This window comes from Enterovibrio sp. QJM3NY_24, from assembly GCF_057786035.1.
This window is the reverse complement of sequence record NZ_CM173519.1, coordinates 1,853,810-1,873,276: the sequence shown is the minus strand read 5'-3', so window position 1 is coordinate 1,873,276 and position 19,467 is coordinate 1,853,810. Positions and strand designations below refer to the sequence as shown.

Annotated in this window: 20 protein-coding genes; 5 read left to right on the top strand and 15 right to left on the bottom strand. The window is 45.9% G+C overall.

Going from position 1 to position 19,467, the window contains the following annotated elements; all coding sequences use genetic code 11:
• Position 1: 1 nt before the first annotated feature.
• From AC3CIC_RS08230 to AC3CIC_RS08220, 3 genes are read right to left on the bottom strand one after another with little or no spacing between them, the layout of a single operon-like run.
• The gene (locus AC3CIC_RS08230) at positions 2-676 is read right to left on the bottom strand and encodes a LutC/YkgG family protein (protein ID WP_488514287.1); all 675 of its coding nucleotides are present in this window, start codon (positions 674-676) and stop codon (positions 2-4) included.
• A complete protein-coding gene (locus AC3CIC_RS08225; RefSeq protein ID WP_488514286.1) occupies positions 673-2,103 on the bottom strand; it encodes a LutB/LldF family L-lactate oxidation iron-sulfur protein in 1,431 nt (476 codons plus the stop codon). The genes AC3CIC_RS08230 and AC3CIC_RS08225 overlap by 4 nt, the downstream gene beginning before the upstream one ends.
• Positions 2,100-2,873 (bottom strand): (Fe-S)-binding protein, encoded by a 774-nt coding sequence (locus AC3CIC_RS08220; RefSeq protein WP_488514285.1) that lies wholly within the window; start codon positions 2,871-2,873, stop codon positions 2,100-2,102. Before AC3CIC_RS08220 ends, AC3CIC_RS08225 begins: the two co-directional genes overlap by 4 nt.
• Positions 2,874-3,022: 149 nt before the next feature.
• Between AC3CIC_RS08220 and AC3CIC_RS08215 the strand changes: the two genes are divergently transcribed.
• Positions 3,023-3,928: a LysR family transcriptional regulator gene (locus AC3CIC_RS08215; RefSeq protein ID WP_488514284.1), complete on the top strand. Its 906-nt coding sequence runs from the start codon at positions 3,023-3,025 to the stop codon at positions 3,926-3,928.
• 97 nt (positions 3,929-4,025) lie between these two features.
• Here AC3CIC_RS08215 and AC3CIC_RS08210 read toward each other — a convergent pair whose 3' ends face one another.
• The 6 genes from AC3CIC_RS08210 to AC3CIC_RS08185 form a co-directional block, all read right to left on the bottom strand.
• On the bottom strand, positions 4,026-4,850 hold the full coding sequence (locus AC3CIC_RS08210; protein WP_488514283.1) for an HDOD domain-containing protein: 825 nt from the start codon (positions 4,848-4,850) through the stop codon (positions 4,026-4,028).
• 171 nt (positions 4,851-5,021) lie between these two features.
• A complete protein-coding gene (locus tag AC3CIC_RS08205; RefSeq protein WP_488514282.1) occupies positions 5,022-5,741 on the bottom strand; it encodes a DUF3581 family protein in 720 nt (239 codons plus the stop codon).
• A 146-nt stretch (positions 5,742-5,887) separates the two neighbouring features.
• Positions 5,888-6,337, bottom strand: a complete 450-nt coding sequence (locus tag AC3CIC_RS08200; RefSeq protein ID WP_488514281.1) for an NUDIX domain-containing protein — start codon at positions 6,335-6,337, stop codon at positions 5,888-5,890.
• A 77-nt stretch (positions 6,338-6,414) separates the two neighbouring features.
• Positions 6,415-8,043 carry a diguanylate cyclase domain-containing protein gene (locus tag AC3CIC_RS08195; protein WP_488514280.1) on the bottom strand — a complete coding sequence of 543 codons (1,629 nt, stop codon included), beginning with the start codon at positions 8,041-8,043 and terminating at the stop codon, positions 6,415-6,417.
• Positions 8,027-8,461, bottom strand: a complete 435-nt coding sequence (locus AC3CIC_RS08190; RefSeq protein WP_241823970.1) for a type 2 periplasmic-binding domain-containing protein — start codon at positions 8,459-8,461, stop codon at positions 8,027-8,029. Before AC3CIC_RS08190 ends, AC3CIC_RS08195 begins: the two co-directional genes overlap by 17 nt.
• A gap of 1 nt (position 8,462) precedes the next feature.
• A complete protein-coding gene (locus tag AC3CIC_RS08185) occupies positions 8,463-9,638 on the bottom strand; it encodes a hypothetical protein (RefSeq protein ID WP_488514279.1) in 1,176 nt (391 codons plus the stop codon).
• Between the two features lie 255 nt (positions 9,639-9,893).
• Here AC3CIC_RS08185 and cobB point away from each other — a divergent pair, with 255 nt between their 5' ends.
• Positions 9,894-10,610 (top strand): Sir2 family NAD+-dependent deacetylase, encoded by a 717-nt coding sequence (gene cobB / locus AC3CIC_RS08180; protein ID WP_488514278.1) that lies wholly within the window; start codon positions 9,894-9,896, stop codon positions 10,608-10,610.
• Between the two features lie 122 nt (positions 10,611-10,732).
• On the opposite strand, the gene AC3CIC_RS08175 is transcribed toward cobB, so the two are convergent.
• From AC3CIC_RS08175 to potA, 4 genes are all read right to left on the bottom strand, one after another.
• On the bottom strand, positions 10,733-11,776 hold the full coding sequence (locus AC3CIC_RS08175; RefSeq protein WP_488514277.1) for an extracellular solute-binding protein: 1,044 nt from the start codon (positions 11,774-11,776) through the stop codon (positions 10,733-10,735).
• Positions 11,777-11,906: 130 nt separating this feature from the next.
• Complete coding sequence (potC, locus tag AC3CIC_RS08170; RefSeq protein WP_016962117.1) at positions 11,907-12,677, bottom strand: spermidine/putrescine ABC transporter permease PotC; 771 nt, start codon at positions 12,675-12,677, stop codon at positions 11,907-11,909.
• Entirely contained in the window at positions 12,674-13,528 is an 855-nt protein-coding gene (potB, locus tag AC3CIC_RS08165) for a spermidine/putrescine ABC transporter permease PotB (protein WP_017002743.1), read from the bottom strand. Before potB ends, potC begins: the two co-directional genes overlap by 4 nt.
• Positions 13,515-14,612, bottom strand: coding sequence for a spermidine/putrescine ABC transporter ATP-binding protein PotA (potA, locus tag AC3CIC_RS08160; protein WP_394211470.1), 1,098 nt, complete (start codon positions 14,610-14,612; stop codon positions 13,515-13,517). Before potA ends, potB begins: the two co-directional genes overlap by 14 nt.
• A 360-nt stretch (positions 14,613-14,972) precedes the next feature.
• On the opposite strand from potA, the gene AC3CIC_RS08155 reads away from it, so the two are divergent.
• From AC3CIC_RS08155 to AC3CIC_RS08145, 3 genes are read left to right on the top strand one after another with little or no spacing between them, the layout of a single operon-like run.
• On the top strand, positions 14,973-15,782 hold the full coding sequence (locus tag AC3CIC_RS08155) for a DUF2189 domain-containing protein (RefSeq protein WP_488514276.1): 810 nt from the start codon (positions 14,973-14,975) through the stop codon (positions 15,780-15,782).
• Positions 15,783-16,559: a glucosaminidase domain-containing protein gene (locus AC3CIC_RS08150; protein ID WP_394211359.1), complete on the top strand. Its 777-nt coding sequence runs from the start codon at positions 15,783-15,785 to the stop codon at positions 16,557-16,559. It begins immediately after the preceding gene.
• The gene (locus AC3CIC_RS08145) at positions 16,556-17,200 is read left to right on the top strand and encodes a DUF2987 domain-containing protein (protein ID WP_488514275.1); all 645 of its coding nucleotides are present in this window, start codon (positions 16,556-16,558) and stop codon (positions 17,198-17,200) included. The genes AC3CIC_RS08150 and AC3CIC_RS08145 overlap by 4 nt, the downstream gene beginning before the upstream one ends.
• A 76-nt stretch (positions 17,201-17,276) precedes the next feature.
• On the opposite strand, the gene ttcA is transcribed toward AC3CIC_RS08145, so the two are convergent.
• Together ttcA and uspE are read right to left on the bottom strand one after the other, a co-directional pair.
• On the bottom strand, positions 17,277-18,209 hold the full coding sequence (gene ttcA / locus AC3CIC_RS08140; protein ID WP_026023780.1) for a tRNA 2-thiocytidine(32) synthetase TtcA: 933 nt from the start codon (positions 18,207-18,209) through the stop codon (positions 17,277-17,279).
• A 189-nt stretch (positions 18,210-18,398) separates the two neighbouring features.
• Entirely contained in the window at positions 18,399-19,349 is a 951-nt protein-coding gene (gene uspE / locus AC3CIC_RS08135) for a universal stress protein UspE (RefSeq protein WP_016962125.1), read from the bottom strand.
• Between the last annotated feature and the right edge of the window lie 118 nt (positions 19,350-19,467).

Here is a 19,467-nt window from a genome sequence, read left to right as displayed (position 1 = left end):
GTTACTCCTTAACCATAAATACGATCAATCGCTTGGGGCCATGTGCGCCGTAAGCGAGCGTTTGTTGAATATCGGCAGTTTTTGATGGCCCAGAGATCAGCAATAGGTTCGTCGGTGGGCAGCTGTCCCATCCTGCTTGTTTCCAGAACGGCGAAGCCATCAAGTCACTGAAGTTAGAAACAATGTCACATTCCCGCAGTATGGCAATATGTGTGGGTGGAACGAGTGACAAAGCTCGCGGTTCTTTTTCACCCGTGATAACGGCAAGAGTACCGGTATCCGCAATAGCGGCTGGAATGACAGTTAGGCTCGCATCAATATGATTGAACAGGTCATTTTTGATCTGATCGATAGACTGGTCGTAGGTTTTGATATCACATTCGATATCGGCGGCCTGCAGAGCCGCCGTGAATGGATTATCTCTGCCCAGCAACACGTTTTTGAAGCTATTGTCACCGAGACAGGCGACCAATTGCGCCAATAAGTTATTTTCCGAGACGCGGATAATTTCTGTGTGAGCAGTCGTCATGCATGTTGCCAAGCGATCAGCGCGAGCCTGAGCGTCGTCATCTTGCCATGCTTGCCATTCTGGTAGCGACGCGTTGACCGTTTGCTTTGGCGCTGCATTGAGTTTGCCAAATATTGCTGTGCGAGCTTGTTGGCTTTGGTTCGTCATTTTTTGCTCCCGTTACGCTTGGCAATTTTTGCTTTCAGTGACGTCGTGGCGAGTTTGGGCTTCACGCGACATTGCGTCCAGTTACCCAAGTGCTTAGGGATTGCGCCGTTCATCTTTCGGGCGATACTCAGCGCATTGTGATACAGCGAGGGATGGCTCGCTGCGAATGCAAAGCCCTTCATGGCTATCTTTTCAATATTGCTGTTGTCGGCGTCTTGACCATTTAACGCTTCATGCCCGTCGTTCGCATTGTGCTTGGCTTCTTGACGCAACCTTTGCAGCAAGGATGGAATAGGGATTCGCACAGGGCAGACTTCTTCACATGCGCCACACATGCTGGATGCGGTAATAATAGATTTGGTACTTTCAAGGCCCATCATGTGAGGGGAGATGATTTTACCGATCGGCCCCGGATAAACCGTACCGTATGCATGACCGCCAATGCGGGTATAAACAGGGCAATGGTTCATACACGCGCCGCAGCGAATGCATTGAAGCGTTTTGCGCAGTTCTTCGTCGTGGTAAGCCTGAGTGCGGCCGTTATCTAGTAAAATCAAATGCACTTCTTTTGGCCCGTCCAATTCGCCGTCTTTACGGGGGCCACTGATCATATTGAAATATGTCGTGATGTTTTGTCCCGTCGCAGAACGCGTGAGGGCGCTGTATAGCGGCGGTATATCCGATAAGAACTCAACCACTTTCTCAATGCCCGTAATGGCGATGTGGACGTCTGGGATGGTGGTGCACATGCGCCCGTTGCCTTCATTTTCCACCAAACACAGTGTGCCCGTTTCAGCCACCGGGAAATTGACCCCTGAAATACCAATTTCTGCATCTTGATAGGCTTGGCGCAGCATTTTACGCCCGGTTTTGATTAGCTCATCGACATCCGTGGTTGGTTTGAAATCACGGATGTTGTGTTCGAACGTGTCAGAAACTTGCTGCTTGTTCTTATGAATTGCCGGCATGATGATATGAGAAGGCGTGTCGCCATCGAGCTGAACAATGTATTCGCCCATGTCGCTTTCAAGGCAATGCACGCCCTGTTTTTCCATGTGGTGATTAAGGCCAATCTCCTCACTCACCATCGATTTACCTTTGACGATAAGCTTTGCTTGATGCTTCTTTGCCAACGCACTAAACAGCGCATTGGCTTCATCAGAGTTCTGCGCCCAATGAACCTGTATGCCGTTTCGTTGGCATTGTATTTCAAGCTTTTCTAGCAGGTCAGGTAGCTTGCTTAAACATCGCTGACGAATCGCTTCTGCACGGTCTCGAACCGCTTTTTCTTCATCTGCATCGGGAAAGGCTTCACGTCGCTTACCACGAAGATAATCCATGGCGCCTCGGAAGTTCTGTCTTAGCTCTTTGTCAGCGAGTGCTTCTTTTGCTTGCTGATGAAAATGCTCTGGTGTGTTATGACTCATGACGCACCTCCGTCAGCGTGTGTGCGTTTCGCCAAAAAACGAGCGATGTGTTGCCCCTTGAATGATTTACCTTGGTATTCCAGCGCGCCGTTAATGTTAAGCATGCACCCCCAATCGGCACTCACGAGTTCAATTGCGCCACTGTTGATCAGGTTGTGGGTTTTGTCTGTGACCATGGCTTCACTGATGTTGGGATGACGCACCGAAAAAGTCCCGCCAAACCCGCAACACTCTTCCTCATATGCTGCTTTTTTAATGTCCACGTTACTGAGTTGACCGAGCAAGTGCGCAGAATAATGGTGTACGTTCATTTCTCGTCTTGCTGCGCAAGAAGTGTGAACAACCACGGCGGTAGGTTCACCTTTGTCTTCGAGTTTTACGCGACACACATTGGTGAGAAATTCGGTGAACTCGAACACCCTTTGCGAAAAGGCCAACGCTTGCTGTTCAATGGGATGACCGGCGAAGAGCTTAGGGTAGTGATGAAGCATCATTCCACCACATGAACCAGAAAGGATCACGATAGGGATAGGGGAGGGAAACAGGGACATTTGATGTTGCGCCACATCGCGTGATTCTTGAGTATAGCCCGAGCTATAAGCGGGTTGTCCGCAACAGGTTTGTTTGTCGACAAATACAACCTCGATGCTTTGCTGCTCAAGGACGGAAATCGCGTCTATCCCTGTGTCTGGGTCAAACATATCGACCAGGCAGGTTGCGTAGAGATAGACTTTTGCCGGTTTCGCTGGGTAAATCCGAGCAGGTTGCATATATCGTCCTCGCAACTGGTATCCATGTATAACGCTAGCTCATCGTTTATCTATGGCTGCGCCTATTTATTAGACATTGAGAATATGCAATTGCCATATATGAATAAATAGCATTAAATGAATTAATTGTTTCCATTATGGATATAATCATGCGTTCAGATGATGTGATCTTGTTTGCGGAAGTGGCGGAGCTCGGGTCTTTTAAGCTAGCAGCAGACAAGCTTGGCTTGGCAAATTCTGTCGTGAGCAAGCGTATTCAGCGGCTTGAGATGGATTTGAAGGTTCAATTACTCCATCGAACCACACGTAAGCTATCCCTGACGGAAGCAGGAATAGCCTTGCTTCCTACTGCAAAACAGATGGTTCAGCTGAACCAAGATGTTACTGACTCTGTGACTCAACTCTCGTCTGAGATTAAAGGGCATCTGCGTGTTTCTGTTCCTACCATATCGGGAGATTTATTGCTGGCCGAAGCTATTGCTGAGTTTGTCAGCCAACACAATGGTTTAAGGATCGATGTCAAACTCAGCAACCGTTTTGTTGATTTGATTGATGAAGGGTTCGACTTAGCCATTCGTACTGGCTACCTTGAAGATTCAAGCTTGATCGCACGTCATATTATCGATTCGCAATGGTTGGTGTGTGCCGCTCCTGTGTATATAACACGGTGGGGCAAGCCGAATTCCCCAGATGCGTTGATAAACCACAATTGTTTACATTACACCTACCAAACGACAGGTGAGGGGGATTGGGAGTTCTTCGTACCTGGAACAGACAATAAACGTATCGTTAAGGTCAGCGGAAACTTTTCGACTAATAATGCAGCCGCGCTGAGAAAAGCGGCATTGGCCGGTCACGGTATTGTGTACGTGCCAAAATGTTTGGTGTATCACGATCTGCAACAGGGCACATTGATTGACTTGTTACCCCATCAAGTTGCTAAGAAACTGGGGATCTATGCTATCTACGCCTATACGCGCCATCCGCCAGAGAAACTGCGTGCATTGATAGAACATATTCGATCGCGGTATCTTGCTATGGCGCACTATTTCTAGCTTGCGGCGAAAAGTTTGATATTTTGAGTTTTTTCAATAGAAATCAGACGAAAAAAAACCGCCAGCATTGGCGGCTATTTGATCTGATGTTGGCTTGTTAGGCGAGGGAACTTGCTAGATCTCTACCAATTCCACGGGTGTTTTCGACCAAGTCTATGAAATCTTCGTTTAAACCCAGCATGCTGTATTCTAGCTGATGGTTAAGCCACGTCTGTTGCGCTTCTCTATCCGCTAACCCTTCCCAGTTGCAATCAATCTTTCTTGATAGATTAATGATGGCGGCTAGTTGTGAAAATTCGTCACCTTGCACTGCAGAGTATTGATGCGAAATTGCATCGATGAGAGTGTCGGCAAATTTCCAATTCTTTGCGAGCATGCCGCCTAACTCAGCACCGTCAGTACTTAGCACAATTTGCTGCGCTTCTGGTTTCGTTTTACCCATATCCATGTGCAGTTCGACTTTTTGCGCCTGATCGGGATAGACCGTATAGATCAACAGATCACCGATGTTGTGGAGCATACCGGCTGTAAATGCTTCGTTTTGGTCTGATTTAAGTTCTTTTGCTATCGCTTTACAAAATGTAGCGACTTCAAACGTTGTTCCCCAAAAAGCATTGAGATCTAAGCCCTCTATTTTGGGAAATGTACTCATCAGTGCAGAAGCCGTCACGAGTGTGCGAATGGGTCCTAATCCAAGACGAATAACCGCGTCGTCCACAGAAGCTACCGTTCGCCCGCGACCAAAATGTGAAGAGTTAGACAACCGTAATACACGGGCACTTATCACTTGGTCCATAGCAATTTTGGTCGAGATTTGATTCATGTCTGAGCCGTCGCTATTAACGAGATCCATGAGTTCTTGGACGACCTTGGGAATCTTAGGGAGTTTGTCTACATGAGAAAGCAACTTGTCAATTGTCATATTCGGCTCCAGTGCGATGACCGTAACTTAAATATAGAACACGGTCTCAAATGTGGCGCGAATATTTATAAGTAAGACATTGACGGGTATAAAAAACCCCGAATAACTCGGGGTCAATATTACGTATTTATTGCCTTCTATAAGATACGCGTATTGACGCGATCTAATGAATTAAACTGGCAGCGCAGATAGGAATACAGATTTTCGGCTATTAAATTTGTCGACGAGTGCATCAACGGCAGAATGTTCAAATGGACGTAGGCCGCTGCAGACCAATTTTTTTCTGCCTTCACCAATGATCTGACCATTTTCTTTGAAGCAAAAGGCCAAACTTACCGTTCCGCGCTTCCCGTTCACTTCCATCACTGAATCCGTCAGCTCAACGGTAGGCGCTGAGAAGTTTAGATGGTGGAAGTTTAGATGCATGCTTTCATAGATAACCAAAGGGCGGTCGGGGTTGATCATCACCCCGCTTTTCTCCATCAAAGGCACCATGATGTGCGGGAAATTCATGCCAGAAAATTTCACATAATGCTCTGCCACGTTAGCAGCGAGTTTTTCATCAACCAAGTTGTCGCCTTCGCGCGTCATGGTCAGATAGCATTTGTCATTCGCATCTAGCACTTCGATTGTACCGAGTGCATCTTCTTTGAACGTCAGGGACATGTTGTCTGAGATCATGCCGCCAAAAGAGATGTGCATTTTTTGGCTGATACCGGCTTTTGCCAGTAAGACAGAGAAAAGGAGATCACCTGGAACACAGAAGCGTTTTGAGTCTTCGTCGTGAATAGGATTAAAATCGCCCGCGACCAATTTAGCAAAATGGCTCGCCTGCTGACGCGTAAATGCAAACTGATTATTGTTCTGACTAAAATAGTTGTTTAACTGCATGAGCTCTACTGTGGTTTTCCACTGTTTATCTTGTAGGGCATTGTAACTGAGTCACAGGCTTGCAATGGTCTAGCCAGTTCACTGTTCAGCAAATTATATAAATAAAATTCATGGTTGTTGCCTATGTGCTTGAGTATCTTTAGCACCTACATAATGTGGCCTTGGTATATGCGGTCAAACTGGCGGGTCTGGAAGGCTTCAACCATGGTTTTTGGAAAGAAAAGCAGACTGGGCAGTCTTTCTAATGGCATCCATATTGTGCCAATCTGATTCTTGTCTGGTTGCGATGGGGCTGCTACATGACGAAAATTTGTCGCCTCAACAAACAGTTCAATTTGGTGAAGATGTTGAGGAAGGAATGTTGTATCTAGCTTATCTGCTATGACTTCTCTGACGAATAACACATCGCCCATGTCTGCTTCACCGCCAGTTTCTTCAAGCAATTCTCTCTTAAAGGCGATGTCGAGTGTTTCGTTATGTTGAATGCCTCCGCCCGGTAAAATATACCAAAGGCCACGCTCGTCTCTATGTTCGGCGAGCAGTAGGGTGTCATCGCGATAGCATACCGCTCTGACTGATACGCGCAATGGATGCATTGTTTCTCCTACGAGCAAGGGACATATTGGATTTAGCCGATAGCGTAACGCTTCTTTTCCGATGATCCAAGGCAGGATTATTTGTTGGCTGGGGCGGCTACTTTCTCTCGTTGATAAAAATGGAAAAAGTTTTTGCCGTTATTTTTGACGTAATACATGGCTTCATCAGCTTGTTCAATCAAAAGTCCAACGGCAGTGTCATTGTCTGGGAAAAGGCTAATCCCAATGCTTGAACCAACGGCAGTAGTCTGTTCATGACCTATTTGGATAGGCTGAGATATTTGGAACTGTAAGTCTGTGGCAATGTCAGAGACCGCGGTATCGTAGTTAGGGTTGTAGGAAAAACCGATCAGAAACTCGTCTCCACCCCAACGGGCGACGACATCTGAACCACGGAAAAATTGTTTAATTCGATGTGATACCTCGATGATCACTTTGTCACCCGCATCATGACCGTAAGTGTCGTTGACATGTTTGAAGCCATCTAAATCAATCATTAAAACGGCAAAGTTACGTTCTTTTTTCTCCGCCTCCATGGTTGAGTTTTCTAGCTTGGTCATGCCTGCTCTGCGATTGAGTAATTGTGTAATTGGGTCGTGTTCTGCTTCGTAAATAATATTCTGTTCACGCTCAGCACGCTCGGTAATGTCATACAGCACCACCTCTAATAAACTGTCATCAGGGTTGTTGATGTCTTCAACTTTGGAGAATAAGCAATGTACCCAACGATCTGCAGCTCTAACTTTATGCTTCAGTTGGATATCTACGGCGCTGAATTGGTTACCTGGTTTGGCCCAGAATTCTTCAATAAACTCTTTTATCACTTGTGGGTCGTTAAAATAGGCCGTGAAGTCAGTTTTGGAGAAGCGTTCGGTATCAACAATGAAGGTTTGCCCCAGGAGTCTCAGCAGCGCGGGGTTTGCGACGATGAGATGATCGGTGGCATCTATCAATCCGATACCAGCACTCGCGCGCTCAAAAATAAAGCGGAATTTCTTTGAAAGGTTCTCGGTTTGCGATCTGAGGTCGCGCTCGTTATCGATCTGATTATTTACCGCATCGAGCATATGGTTGATATCACCAACTAATGCCCCGATTTCATTGTGCTTGTGACCAAAAGGGATCTCAATACGTGTGGAATCACCTGGCGTGATCAAGTGGAATCGATTTGCCACGTTTTTCAATGGTTCGGTGAGGATACGGTTAACGATGACCAGCGTTAAAAAAGCAATGATGATTGAGTAGAGCACAAGCACGATGACTTGGATTTTCGCGAGTGCAATCGCATTGTCTTCGATGTACTGCTGGTTTGGGTAAATCAGCAGGTCTCCGACGATTTCGTTTTCATTGAATGGCGATTTGATTGGAAATATCACGGCGATGTCGGTTTGCTTTAAATCGCCACTACCTTCAAATGATGCCGATAGGCCTTCCTGACTCGTTAGTCGCGCTGCTGAAATAATGTCGTTGGCTTCTAACCCACGCAATACTTCCTCTGCGAGCTCTTTGTTTCCTAGGTACATGGCGATTGAGGCTGTTTGCTCTACCGTCGTGATAACTTGTCGAATTTGATTTCGAGAACGATCGACTTCATCGTGATAAGAAATATAGAACCAGACAATCGATGCAATGACGGAGAATATGAGTGCACCACTTGCTACCCCTGAGGCAACACGAATATGAACTCTTTTATTGAGAATCTTCAAACCGGTATACCACTTTCAGGCCTTGCGAGAGTTCTGCTTCATTGATGTACGCTATGGCGTTTTTATTATTTTTAACGTAATCAGCGGCATTTTCTGTCGACGAGATTGTATAAGGGGGTTCGGATTTACCAGCAAAGAGCAATCGCGCCCAGTACGCATTGATTTGGGCAGCAGACTTTCCAACTAATTGTCGATAAAACGCTTCTCTCTCAGGACTACTGTCTGGCAAGTCAGTGGTCAACACCATCATGCCATCTGGATAATGGCTACTGCGACCCATGTAGAGATCGATAAGCTGGCGACTAGACAGGTTAGCGAGAGGATTCTCTTGATTCACAACGACGACTAGTTCTGCACGGCTAGCAGGTATCCATGCTAAGGAAATGATTGTGAGCATTGCTAATACAAGTATCTTCATATCAGAACACAAACGTTAGGCTGATCGAGTATGTATCAATATAGTCTGGCACAGTGGCATTCAATCCTTCCACCGTGGTCAACCACGCCCCAAAATCTTGGTTGTTCAGCCATGTTCTTTCTATTTGTCCTTTTAGTGCAACCTGAGAGCTGAGATCAATTCGTGCGCCAAAGCCCAATGTTTCTTGGTTGATAACACGAGCATCGAGAAGAGATTTGGTATAGCCATAAGCCGCCGCAATGTCTGGTATTGAAAGCCCCTGTGAATTTGGTGGTGTTAAATCATATATATCTCCAACCGATTTTGTTTTAGATACAAAACCAAATGCGGTGACATTGGAGAAGGTTTTACCGACACTGAGATAACCGGCAGTGAGATCGGGGAAAAATGGCCAGTCTGCGTCTGTATAGCTAAATTCTGATTGTATGTTCCAGTCACCCGTTTCGTAGAGTACACCTAGCGAGTAGTAGTAGAAGCGAGAATCAACAAAACTAAAATCTGACGCAATAGTGCCGACTTCTGGCCAGAAAAACATGAGTGCAGGATCTTGTTCGAGTCCAGCGGTCACGCCAGTAGATGGATCGCCTTGTTTGACTTTGGTGGTTGTTGCTGTCGCTGAAAATAGCCAGTCGGTTACGGAATAGGAGAATTTTGAGCCAATCGTGGGTGACAACGTCACTTCATAAGGTTCAAGCACTGTTTCAATGGTAATGTCTGAATTACCAGCAAATAGGCGAGCTTCAAACTGTCCATTGCCCCAGGGAGTGCGATAGGCAATATCAGCACCATCAATTGAAGCGATAGGAATATTGGCATAGAAGTCAGTGATCGGCTTTGTCCAAAGGTAGGCAAACCCGACATCACGATACTCGGACAACATGTAAAGCGGCGTAGCGATTCGACCAATGCGAAACGTAAGATGTGGCGTTGCGTTGTATCTCAGAAATGCCCAAGTGACGCTTTTATCTAAATCATTTTCAATGCGATCTTGGAAAACACCTTGGACGACGAAGTCAACGTCGTCTGCAATGTTCGCATTGAGTTGAAGCCCGAAGGCTGAACCCGTATCAAACTCCCAGCCACCGTATTGTGCTTCTTTCGTCAGATCGTATTTATAACCAAAGTCATCAGTACCTGATTTAATGTAGGTTGCGTTGCCAAAACCGCTTATTTTCACGCTCTCGCTCGCCGAAACGGCAGGAACCGTCAGCAGGGAAAGTATGGAGATAAATAGGGGTTGTGTAAAACGCCGCAATGGTTAATCTCAATCTCGTATTTAAGGCATAGATTAAATATAAGACAGAATTTTGATTTCATGTGTAAATTCAGTAAATCATGTCAAATTCGACCATGGTCTAGCATGCTGAACCTGTTTTGCTCAATTCAACAATGTTATAAAGGTTAAAGATCAAATCGAGAAAGGATGCTCAATATGCAATTCCCGTATAAAAACATAGTAATACTGACAGGTGCAGGAATTTCCGCTGAGTCGGGTATTCGAACTTTCCGTGCGCAAGATGGATTATGGGAAGAGCACCAAATCGAGGATGTAGCAACGCCTGAGGGCTTTGCGAGAAACCCCGCACTGGTTCAAACTTTTTACAACCAGCGCAGAGAACAGCTTCAATCAGGTGTTGCACCTAACTTGGCGCATGAAGCGCTAGCGCGATTGGAACGCGAACTTGAAGGCAATGTCACTATCGTGACGCAAAACATCGATAACTTACATGAACGTGCAGGTAGTGAAAATGTGATCCACATGCACGGAGAATTGCTTAAGGCGCGTTGTAGCTATTCAAAACAAGTGGTCGATTGGACAGGGGATATTATGATTGATGATGCTTGTCATTGTTGTCAGATGCCATCTCCAATGCGCCCTCATGTTGTTTGGTTTGGTGAAATGCCTATCGCCATGGATAAGATCCATGATGCGTTACTCAGCGCGGATCTGTTTCTTTCAATCGGTACGTCAGGGTCGGTTTACCCGGCAGCGGGATTTGTTCATGAAGCATCGATCGGTGGAGCGAAAACCATAGAAGTCAATCTTGAGCCGAGTGCTGTTGAAAGCGAGTTTGATGAAAAACGTTATGGCAAAGCGAGTGTTCTGGTTCCGCAATTGGTTGAAGAACTACTCGCGCTTCAATCCTAGCGTCCAGATTGGACATATTGGTGCCAATCACTATTATTCGTTTGATTGTTTGCTAAAAAAAAGCGGCTGAGAAGCCGCTTTATGTTTTTGTATTATCTGCAGTCATGGGACCACATGCCAGATTATTGGCCTGCTTTTAGCCGTTGGAAATACTCTTCATACAGCACGTTTGCCGTGCCAACTGAACTTTGCCATTCGCCTTTATCCATCACTTCTTGTGGTGGATAAATGCTTGGGTCGTCTTTGAATGCTTTTGGAAGAAGCGGGTAGGCCGCTTTTACTGGCGTTGGATAGCCAATTTCAATAGCAAGACGCGCCGCAATTTCAGGGCGAAGAAGGAAGTTGATCATTTTGTGCGCAGAATCCGCATTCTTAGCTGTTGCTGGAATGGCAAGATTGTCCATCCAGAAAATCGCGCCTTCTTCTGGCCATACGATATCAACAGGTGCGCCTTCGCTACGAGCGATATAAGCAGAACCGTTCCAAAGCATACCCAGTGCTACTTCACCTGCCATGTAAGGGTTAGCAGGGAAGTCTGAGTTGAATACCAGCACGTTTGGCATGATTTTCTTCAGCTCTTCGTAAGCCTGCTTGATTTCTTCGGGGTTGGTAGTGTTTGCTGAATATCCAAGCTTGGTGAGAGCAATGTGAAAGAACTCTCGAGCGTCATCCATCATCAACAACTGACCTTCGTAGTTAGGACTCCAAAGGTCCGCCCACGAATTTACGCTGTCTTTTTCGACATAGTCGGTGTTGACACCAATACCTGTCGCACCCCAGATGTAAGGGACAGAGTACTCGTTATTTGGATCAAAAGGTTTATTGAGGTTGTTTGGATCCAAACCGTCGAAATGGCTTAGCTTGCTCTTATCGATAGGTTGTAACATGCCTTCATCACGCATTTTCTTCACGTAATACGTGGAAGGAACGACTAAATCGTAACCGTCAGGGTGCGTTTTGAGTTTGGCATACATGCTTTCATTTGACTCATAAGTTGAGTAAATGACTTTGATACCGGTTTCTTCGGTAAACTCTTCAATAACTTCAGTCGGAATATACTCAGACCAGTTATAGAAGTAGAGTTCATTTTCTGCCGAAATAGCAGTGTTTGAGAAAAGAGAGAAGGCTAGAGAGCTTCCCAGCACAAACTTAGACCAGGGTTTCATCAACAACTCCTGTGTTTTTCGTAGGTATTGGTTAGTTAGAATAACGGGTGTACGTCGTCACCCGTGACTGAAAAGTGCGAAAATCGACAGGGCAAGTGTAAGAGGAAGTCCGACACTTGCCCTTTGACGACTATCTCACCTTGTCGCGTGCCAGTAGCTGAGAGCAAATAACCAGCACGAGAGATACGATAAGCATGAGTGTAGCGAGTGCGTTCACTTCAGGCGATACGCCTACCTTGACCATCGAATAAATCTTCAACGGCAAGATTTCGTAACTTGGCCCAGTGACAAACGAGCTGACAATCACGTCATCCAATGAAAGGGTAAAGCTTAATAACCAACCTGCTGCAACCGCTGGGGCTGCAAGGGGCAGAATGATCTTGGTCAGGATAACCCACTCACTTGCTGCTAAATCTTTCGCTGCTTCAAGCATGCGTAAGTCAAAGCCATTTAAGCGGCTGTATACGGTCACCACAACAAATGGTAAGCAAAAGGTGATGTGCGACAGCAATAGGGTAAGAAAGCCCAATTGCGCACCGATCAACACAAATAGCGCCAGTAGCGAAATCGCCATCACAATATCAGGCGACATCATGACCACAAACAGCATGCCATTGACGAACTTTTTGCCACGAAAACGATAGCGATACAGCGCAACTGCGGTCAGGCTACCAATAATGGCCGCTGCCGTTGCTGAAAATACCGCAATAGTCAGTGAGTTACCTGCAGCCTGTACCAAGCTGTCGTTGCTTAGCAGTTGGGTATACCACTTGGTCGTAAAACCTTTCCATTCGATACCGAACTTACTTTCGTTAAAAGAGTTAACGATAAGAATGACGATAGGAATGTACAAGAACGCGTAGACCAGCGACATAAAGCTGGTTTTGAAGAAACGATTCATTCCAGCTCCACCTTCTTGTTCATTAGTTTGCTGACACGCCAGTAGGCCAACAGCATCAGTCCCATCAATACTGTCAGAGAAATACTCGCGGCTGAACCAAACGGCCAATCACGAACATTGAGGATCTGACTCTTGATGACATTACCAATCAAGAGGTTCTTCGCGCCGCCAAGGAGGTCTGACACATAGAACATGCCAAGAGCAGGAAGCAGAACCAATAGACAGCCAGCAATAATACCCGGCATGGTCAGCGGCAAAATAACTTTAACGAACGCTTGAAATTTGCTGGCACCTAGATCTTTCGCTGCTTCAAGGTAGCTGTTATCTAACTTCTCAATGCTTGAATACAACGGCAGGATCATGAAAGGTAGCAGGATATATACCAAACCAATCATGACCGCATATTCGGTGTACATGATGCGAAGCGGTTTCTCAATTATGCCTAGTGTGAGTAAGCCGTCATTGAGTAAGCCACGTGTACCCAAAAAGATTTTTAAACCGTAAGTGCGGATTAGGGAGTTCGTCCAAAACGGAACGATCACCATAAACAACATGAACGGGCGCATATGTTTAGGCATGCGCGCGATAATGTAAGCGAACGGATAACCAATCAATAGGCATAGCGAGGTAGCAATAGCTGCCATGTAAAAGGAATGCCAAACCACTTTCGCATAGAGCGGATCCATCAACTTGGCATAGTTGCTCAAGGTGAAAGTCATCTCTATGAGGTTTGCGTCATCGCGAGTCAGAAAACTGGTGACGATAATCATCAGGTTCGGAATTAATACGAACAGCAGCAACCAACCTACAATGACGCCAATAATGGCGTTTTGGAGATTAAGCTTCTTCATCAGGCAATACCACTTCCCAGCTTTCAACCCAGGTAATCGCCACTTTCTGATCCAATGAGTGGTCAACATCAGGATCGTCTTCGTTGAAGAATTCACTTACCATGACAGACATGCCAGATTCAAGTTCAAGCACTGAATCCAACGTCATGCCTTTGTAGTTACGTTCACGAACATAACCAACAATGCCATTGCTGGACTCTGTTGCGCTGATTTCTTCAATACGAAGATCTTCGGGGCGAAGTAGAACCTTAACTTTGTCACCAGCACCGACATCAAGTTTGCAGTAGACCTGACATTCTTGACCTTCTACGGTTGCCGTAATGCGTTGCTCATCAATGCGTGCAATAACGTGTGCGTCAAATACATTGATCTCGCCAATGAAGCGCGCGACAAACAAGTTCGCAGGTTCTTCGTAGATTTCACGAGGCGTGCCATCTTGAACTACGTCACCTGATTGCATGACGATAATGCGGTCAGACATCGATAATGCTTCTTCTTGATCGTGAGTCACGAAAATGAAGGTGATTCCCAATTTACGCTGGAGCTGTTTAAGCTCGTTCTGCATTTGCTTACGCAGTTTGTAATCCAGCGCCGAGAGGGACTCGTCAAGCAAAAGCACTTTAGGCTTATTCACAACAGCACGAGCAATCGCAACGCGTTGTTGTTGGCCGCCTGACAGCTGATGAGGATTGCGAGGAGCGAATTTCTCAAGTTGAACCATGCGCAGCGCTTCCATGACACGCGGTTCGATTTCACTTTCGGCAACTTTCTGCATGCGCAGACCGAAAGCGACATTTTCGAACACAGTCATGTGAGGGAATAGCGCATAGCTTTGGAATACGGTATTGACGTGACGTTGCTCTGCGGGGATTGCAGTCACATCTTGGTCGTCAATGATAATTTGGCCATCGTCTGCATCTTCAAGACCAGCAATCAAACGAAGTACTGTGGTCTTGCCACAACCGGACGGACCCAGGATTGTCAAAAACTCGCCGTTGTTTATCTCAAGATCAAAATTTGAAATGATCTCTTTACCATCGAAACTCTTACAGAGTCCCTTCAGTTGTACAACGGGTTTTTTCATTGGTTGTGTCGCGTTCAATTCTACTCTCTCTCCTTACACCACGGGCGATTAGCTAGAAAAAATTCCCCTAAAAAGTAGACGGCGCATGATAGACGTGCAAACCATGAAGTTAAAGCGTTTTTTTGTACTTTAGAGGCAAAATCCTGCCCAATAATTGTGTGACAACCGAGATGTGCGGAAACATCAACCAAATTCCGGCATGTGATGCCCATCGCGAAATTTCGTGAAACAGGCGTCCAGTAGTATAGCGCTTTAATTCGTTGCCTAAAAATACATCACTTTGAGACGAGTTGAAAAAATATCACCTATAACTTTATAAAGACGGAAATTTCTTAGGCTAAAGACAAAAGTTACCTTGCTATGAATAAACAACAATTGAGCAACGCACTCCATGTGGGCGGCACGTTAGAAAATGCGCTGACAGGAAACTATACCTTGAGTGCTTCCAGTGTGGTTCAGGAAGCACTCAAATTAACACAAAAGCATTTTTGGCGATTCCTACCCGCGACCTTGTTGCTGGCAGGGGCCAATGTTGCCATCTTTTTTATTGCGCTTTCGATCATGCTGGACTCCCCAGCAGTCTTGTTCGATGCCCTTTTGGGTCAGCAACCGATGACGGAGGATCTTTTGGCTTCAGGTCGAATTGCCATCTTTGCAACGACGGTGCTGAGTGCACCTTTGTATGCCGGTGCCAGTTTGATGGGGTTGAGCCACGCTATTGGTTTTCGAACCAAGCCGCGTCACATCATTAAAGGCATGGCGTATGCACTCGCCGTGACAATGGCCATGTGCTTTATTTCCGCACTGCAAAGTGTCGGTAATCAAATCATCCCGTTGCTTGGCATTTTTCTCGGTATCGCGTTTTCCATGACGATTTTGCTGATATGCGAAAAACGGTTACGTCCTTTAACTGCGATGATTGTTTCTTTTAGAGCGATCACAAAAAAACTGATACCATTGACCTTGGTTTACATCGTCATTGCCGTTCTGTTTGTGTTTTCTTACGCGACAGGCGGGATAGCGTTACTGTTTGCACTGCCGTTTATGTTTAACGTGAAAGGGGTGCTGTATCGCGAGATGTTCGGTGTTGGTATTGAAGTGACCGTGTCACAAGAAGGGGATGATGATTCTTCTTCAGGAGACGGTAACAAAGAGGTTTTCAACGCATAAATGAAGCTTTCCCATGCTGTTTTGGCTTCGGCTCTGTTTATATCTGCGTGTAGCGACGCCCCCCAAACTCAAATCACTAACTTAAATCAACTCCAACCGGCTTCTCCACCACCAGAAATGGTGCAGAAGCCTGATTTTGGTGATTACAAAATTGTTGAAGAAAAGAAAAAGGCATTCGTAGCATTCCTTAAGCCTGGTGTGACTTACATTAATGGCCTGATAGAAAACGCACGAACACGTTTAAGTAGCCTGTCCGGCGCAGCAAGTATTAACCAAGATGATCAGGCGTTCCTTGCCAAGGTCGCTGATCTCTTTAATTTACCTTTACCCGAAAATGGCCCTGATCAAGCGTGGTTTAAAGAGGCGTTAAAGCGTGTCGATATTATTCCGGCTGATCTCGTGCTAAGCCAAGCGGCAAAGGAGTCGGGGTGGGGTACGTCACGCTTTGCTCGTGAAGGTAATAATTACTTTGGACAGTGGTGTTACACTTCTGGCTGCGGCATGGTGCCAAGTGCACGTAGCCAAGGTAAAACACATGAAGTCGCCGTGTTTAAAGATACTTTCCAATCCATCCGTGCTTATTTTCTTAATGTAAACCGTAATAAAGCTTACGCGTCTTTACGTGATATTCGTGCTGACCTTAGAAAAGACGGCAAGCCGGTCACGGGAGTTGCTCTGGCTAATGGATTAGAAAGCTATTCAGAACGCGGTCAGGCATATGTCGAAGAAGTGCAAGGCATGATTCGATATAACGAAGAATATTGGAGCCAAGGATGATCAAAGGACTTACGGCTGCTGTTGTGGCAGCTGTAATTTCACTGCCTGTTGGCGCAGCGCAGATTGAATTTAGCTACAGCAAGCTGTTTACTCAGCTCAAGCATAACAATAGTGATACTCACCCTGATGTGAAAGTGGGCTATTTTATGGTGAAGCCTCAAACGGGAGAGGTTTGCACTATCACAAAAGCTTGGATGACAAAAAAGAAGCACTACGAGGAGTTTGTCATTCCCGCTTCGCAAGAGCTCCCTTTGCCGATCGATAGTAATTTGCGAAGAGTAAACCCTGATGTATTCATCGAAACTGCAGGTGATGCGTTTTGCGATGTGTCATTTCAAGTGATGGCAAAGAATGCCTTTGAGAATGAGATGTCAGTAGACGACGTTAGCGTGCTTGTGCCTCAGATGACGGCAATGATGCAGGATTTAGGCGGTATGTTCTCGTCATGGTTTATGCCAGACGTAGAGGGTGTATCGTTACACTTCGCAGAGCCGCAATCATCACTGGAAACCAGTAAAGGCCGAATTATCAATATGGAAGGCAAAGTGGCCGTTGTGCGACTGGCAGATTTACAAGACGACGAGCGCGTTTTGTTTAGCCAGCAACCAATAAAAGTGACGCCTTGGATACCGCAAAGTTAATCTGTTTTTAACGAATAAATACAACAAAGCCCGCAGTTAGCGGGCTTTGTTATTTAAGCGTTGTGTGAGTCAGCTATTAGCTAACCTGAACAACGTTGAGCGCCAAAGCAGGGTCCACTTCAATCACATCGTCTTGTGATGGGGAAACATCTGTAAATTGCTCTTTATCAAAAGCGGTATCGCCGCCGTTAATGACACCTGAATGTTGGTCAACATTTTTGAAATCAAACAATTCAAAGTCAGCCAGATGTGAAGGAACCACGTTTTGCATTGCTGTAAACATGGTTTCGATACGTCCTGGGAAGCGTCGGTCCCAATCACGCAGCATCTCTTTGATCACTTGGCGTTGCATGTTTGGCTGTGAGCCGCACAGGTTACAAGGAATAATTGGGAATTCTGCCGTTTGCGCGTAGCGCTCAATATCTTTTTCACGGCAATAAGCCAGCGGGCGAATGACCACATGTTCGCCGTTGTCAGAAACCAATTTCGGTGGCATGCCCTTTAGCTTGCCGCCATAGAACATGTTTAAGAACAAGGTTTCTAGAATGTCGTCACGGTGATGGCCAAGGGCAATCTTGGTTGCGCCAATCTCCTTCGCCGTACGATACAAAATGCCACGACGCAGACGCGAACAAAGTGAACAGGTCGTTTTACCTTCCGGTACCTTGTCTTTCACGATCGCGTAAGTGTCTTCTTCTACTATCTTGTATTCGACGCCAAGATTATCAAGATACTCTGGTAACACATGCTCAGGGAAGCCCGGTTGCTTTTGATCGAGGTTAACCGCGATCAGTTCAAATGACACCGGTGCACTTCTCTGCAAGTTTTGCAGAATTTCGAGCATGGTGTAGCTGTCTTTGCCACCACTGAGACAAACCATAATACGGTCGCCTTCTTCGATCATATTGAAGTCAGCAATTGCTTGACCCACATTTCGGCGAAGACGTTTGTTAAGCTTATTCTGGTTGTATTTTTGTGATTTGGTGAGTTCTTGATTTGACATGGTAATACTGAGTGCCTCTGAAATTTCTCTACGCCATCGAATCCGCGACTGGAAAATCGCTGTGGGCAAAAAGCCCGACCCTCGATGCTCAATGCGAAGGTTTGGCGCGTATGATACGGATTTCGGGGCAGGATGCCAGCATGATTAAAAAAGAAAAGCGCCCGCAGGCGCTTATGTACACATGTGAGTAAAGCACTATTCTTCAGACAAGTTTGGTGCCAACGGGCTGACATACCCATCTGGCTTGATGGCAAGAACATCGCAATTTAGCTGATCAATCGTGTGTTCTGCGGTATTACCAATAAAAATGGCAGACAACCCTACACGACCTGTTGTACCCAATATTACCAGTTCCGCATCGAGTTCTTTCGAAACGGCAGGGATAACATCCTCTGGCAGTCCTTCTTGGCAGAAGGTTTGCGACTCGTCTATACCGTGCTTTTGTCGCAATGCCTTCATTTCAAGTAAATGATGACCCCGAACAGCATCGGTATAAGAAGCTGGGTCGAATTCGGGTAACTCAATGGTGACGTTAACAGGTGTAGCAGGGTAGGCATTGACGAGGTTCACCTCAGCGGTGAGAAGTTTAGCCATGGCTTTGGCTTCATCAATCAACTTATCGTTGAGAGGGATGTGCGTTTCATTCTCTGAAGACACATTAACAGCGGTAAGAATTTTTCCGTATTCCGGCCAAGCATGTTCTTTCACCAGTAAAACAGGACAAGGGCATTTACGCAGTAAGTGCCAATCTGTCGGCGTAAAGATCACGGAGCCTAACTTATCGTGTTCGTGTGTGGTTTTAACCAGTAAGTCATGTTTGCTATCAAAAACTTGTGCAATCATGCTTTCGTAAGGTCGATTGTGCCAGACCACATGTGTGGTCACGTCAATGCTCTCCGTGTCATGTTGGGCAACCAAAGATGCCACCCATTCTTCGCGTTGACGAAGTACGCCTGTTCTCATGGCTTGACGCTCTTCTGATGACAGCATTGAGGTCATTTCATAGGAAAAGTCATAGATAGCAAGAAAGAGTGTAATTTTGACATCCGCAGAAGACTTTCTAGCGATGTCCAGCGCACGCGAGAGTGCGGGCTGTTCTTCGTGGTCGGGATCTATAGCCACGAGCAAGTTGGTATATCTGTTCATAACACCTCCAACTTATTGATGCGTTACTTTAATGTAACGCAATCTAGGCGGATGGCGCGATAAATTCAGAAAGATAAACGTAAAAAAAGAGAAATGGCGCGTATAGCGCCATTTCGTA

What these genes read in the sequence shown, in the direction of transcription:
- AC3CIC_RS08230 (WP_488514287.1), bottom strand. Translation starts at nt 676, where the DNA reads ATGACGAACCAAAGCCAACAAGCTCGCACAGCAATATTTGGCAAACTC.
- AC3CIC_RS08225 (WP_488514286.1), bottom strand. Translation starts at nt 2,103, where the DNA reads ATGAGTCATAACACACCAGAGCATTTTCATCAGCAAGCAAAAGAAGCA.
- AC3CIC_RS08220 (WP_488514285.1), bottom strand. Translation starts at nt 2,873, where the DNA reads ATGCAACCTGCTCGGATTTACCCAGCGAAACCGGCAAAAGTCTATCTC.
- AC3CIC_RS08215 (WP_488514284.1), top strand. Translation starts at nt 3,023, where the DNA reads ATGCGTTCAGATGATGTGATCTTGTTTGCGGAAGTGGCGGAGCTCGGG.
- AC3CIC_RS08210 (WP_488514283.1), bottom strand. Translation starts at nt 4,850, where the DNA reads ATGACAATTGACAAGTTGCTTTCTCATGTAGACAAACTCCCTAAGATT.
- AC3CIC_RS08205 (WP_488514282.1), bottom strand. Translation starts at nt 5,741, where the DNA reads ATGCAGTTAAACAACTATTTTAGTCAGAACAATAATCAGTTTGCATTT.
- AC3CIC_RS08200 (WP_488514281.1), bottom strand. Translation starts at nt 6,337, where the DNA reads ATGCATCCATTGCGCGTATCAGTCAGAGCGGTATGCTATCGCGATGAC.
- AC3CIC_RS08190 (WP_241823970.1), bottom strand. Translation starts at nt 8,461, where the DNA reads ATGAAGATACTTGTATTAGCAATGCTCACAATCATTTCCTTAGCATGG.
- cobB (WP_488514278.1), top strand. Translation starts at nt 9,894, where the DNA reads ATGCAATTCCCGTATAAAAACATAGTAATACTGACAGGTGCAGGAATT.
- AC3CIC_RS08175 (WP_488514277.1), bottom strand. Translation starts at nt 11,776, where the DNA reads ATGAAACCCTGGTCTAAGTTTGTGCTGGGAAGCTCTCTAGCCTTCTCT.
- potC (WP_016962117.1), bottom strand. Translation starts at nt 12,677, where the DNA reads ATGAATCGTTTCTTCAAAACCAGCTTTATGTCGCTGGTCTACGCGTTC.
- potB (WP_017002743.1), bottom strand. Translation starts at nt 13,528, where the DNA reads ATGAAGAAGCTTAATCTCCAAAACGCCATTATTGGCGTCATTGTAGGT.
- potA (WP_394211470.1), bottom strand. Translation starts at nt 14,612, where the DNA reads ATGAAAAAACCCGTTGTACAACTGAAGGGACTCTGTAAGAGTTTCGAT.
- AC3CIC_RS08155 (WP_488514276.1), top strand. Translation starts at nt 14,973, where the DNA reads ATGAATAAACAACAATTGAGCAACGCACTCCATGTGGGCGGCACGTTA.
- AC3CIC_RS08150 (WP_394211359.1), top strand. Translation starts at nt 15,783, where the DNA reads ATGAAGCTTTCCCATGCTGTTTTGGCTTCGGCTCTGTTTATATCTGCG.
- AC3CIC_RS08145 (WP_488514275.1), top strand. Translation starts at nt 16,556, where the DNA reads ATGATCAAAGGACTTACGGCTGCTGTTGTGGCAGCTGTAATTTCACTG.
- uspE (WP_016962125.1), bottom strand. Translation starts at nt 19,349, where the DNA reads ATGAACAGATATACCAACTTGCTCGTGGCTATAGATCCCGACCACGAA.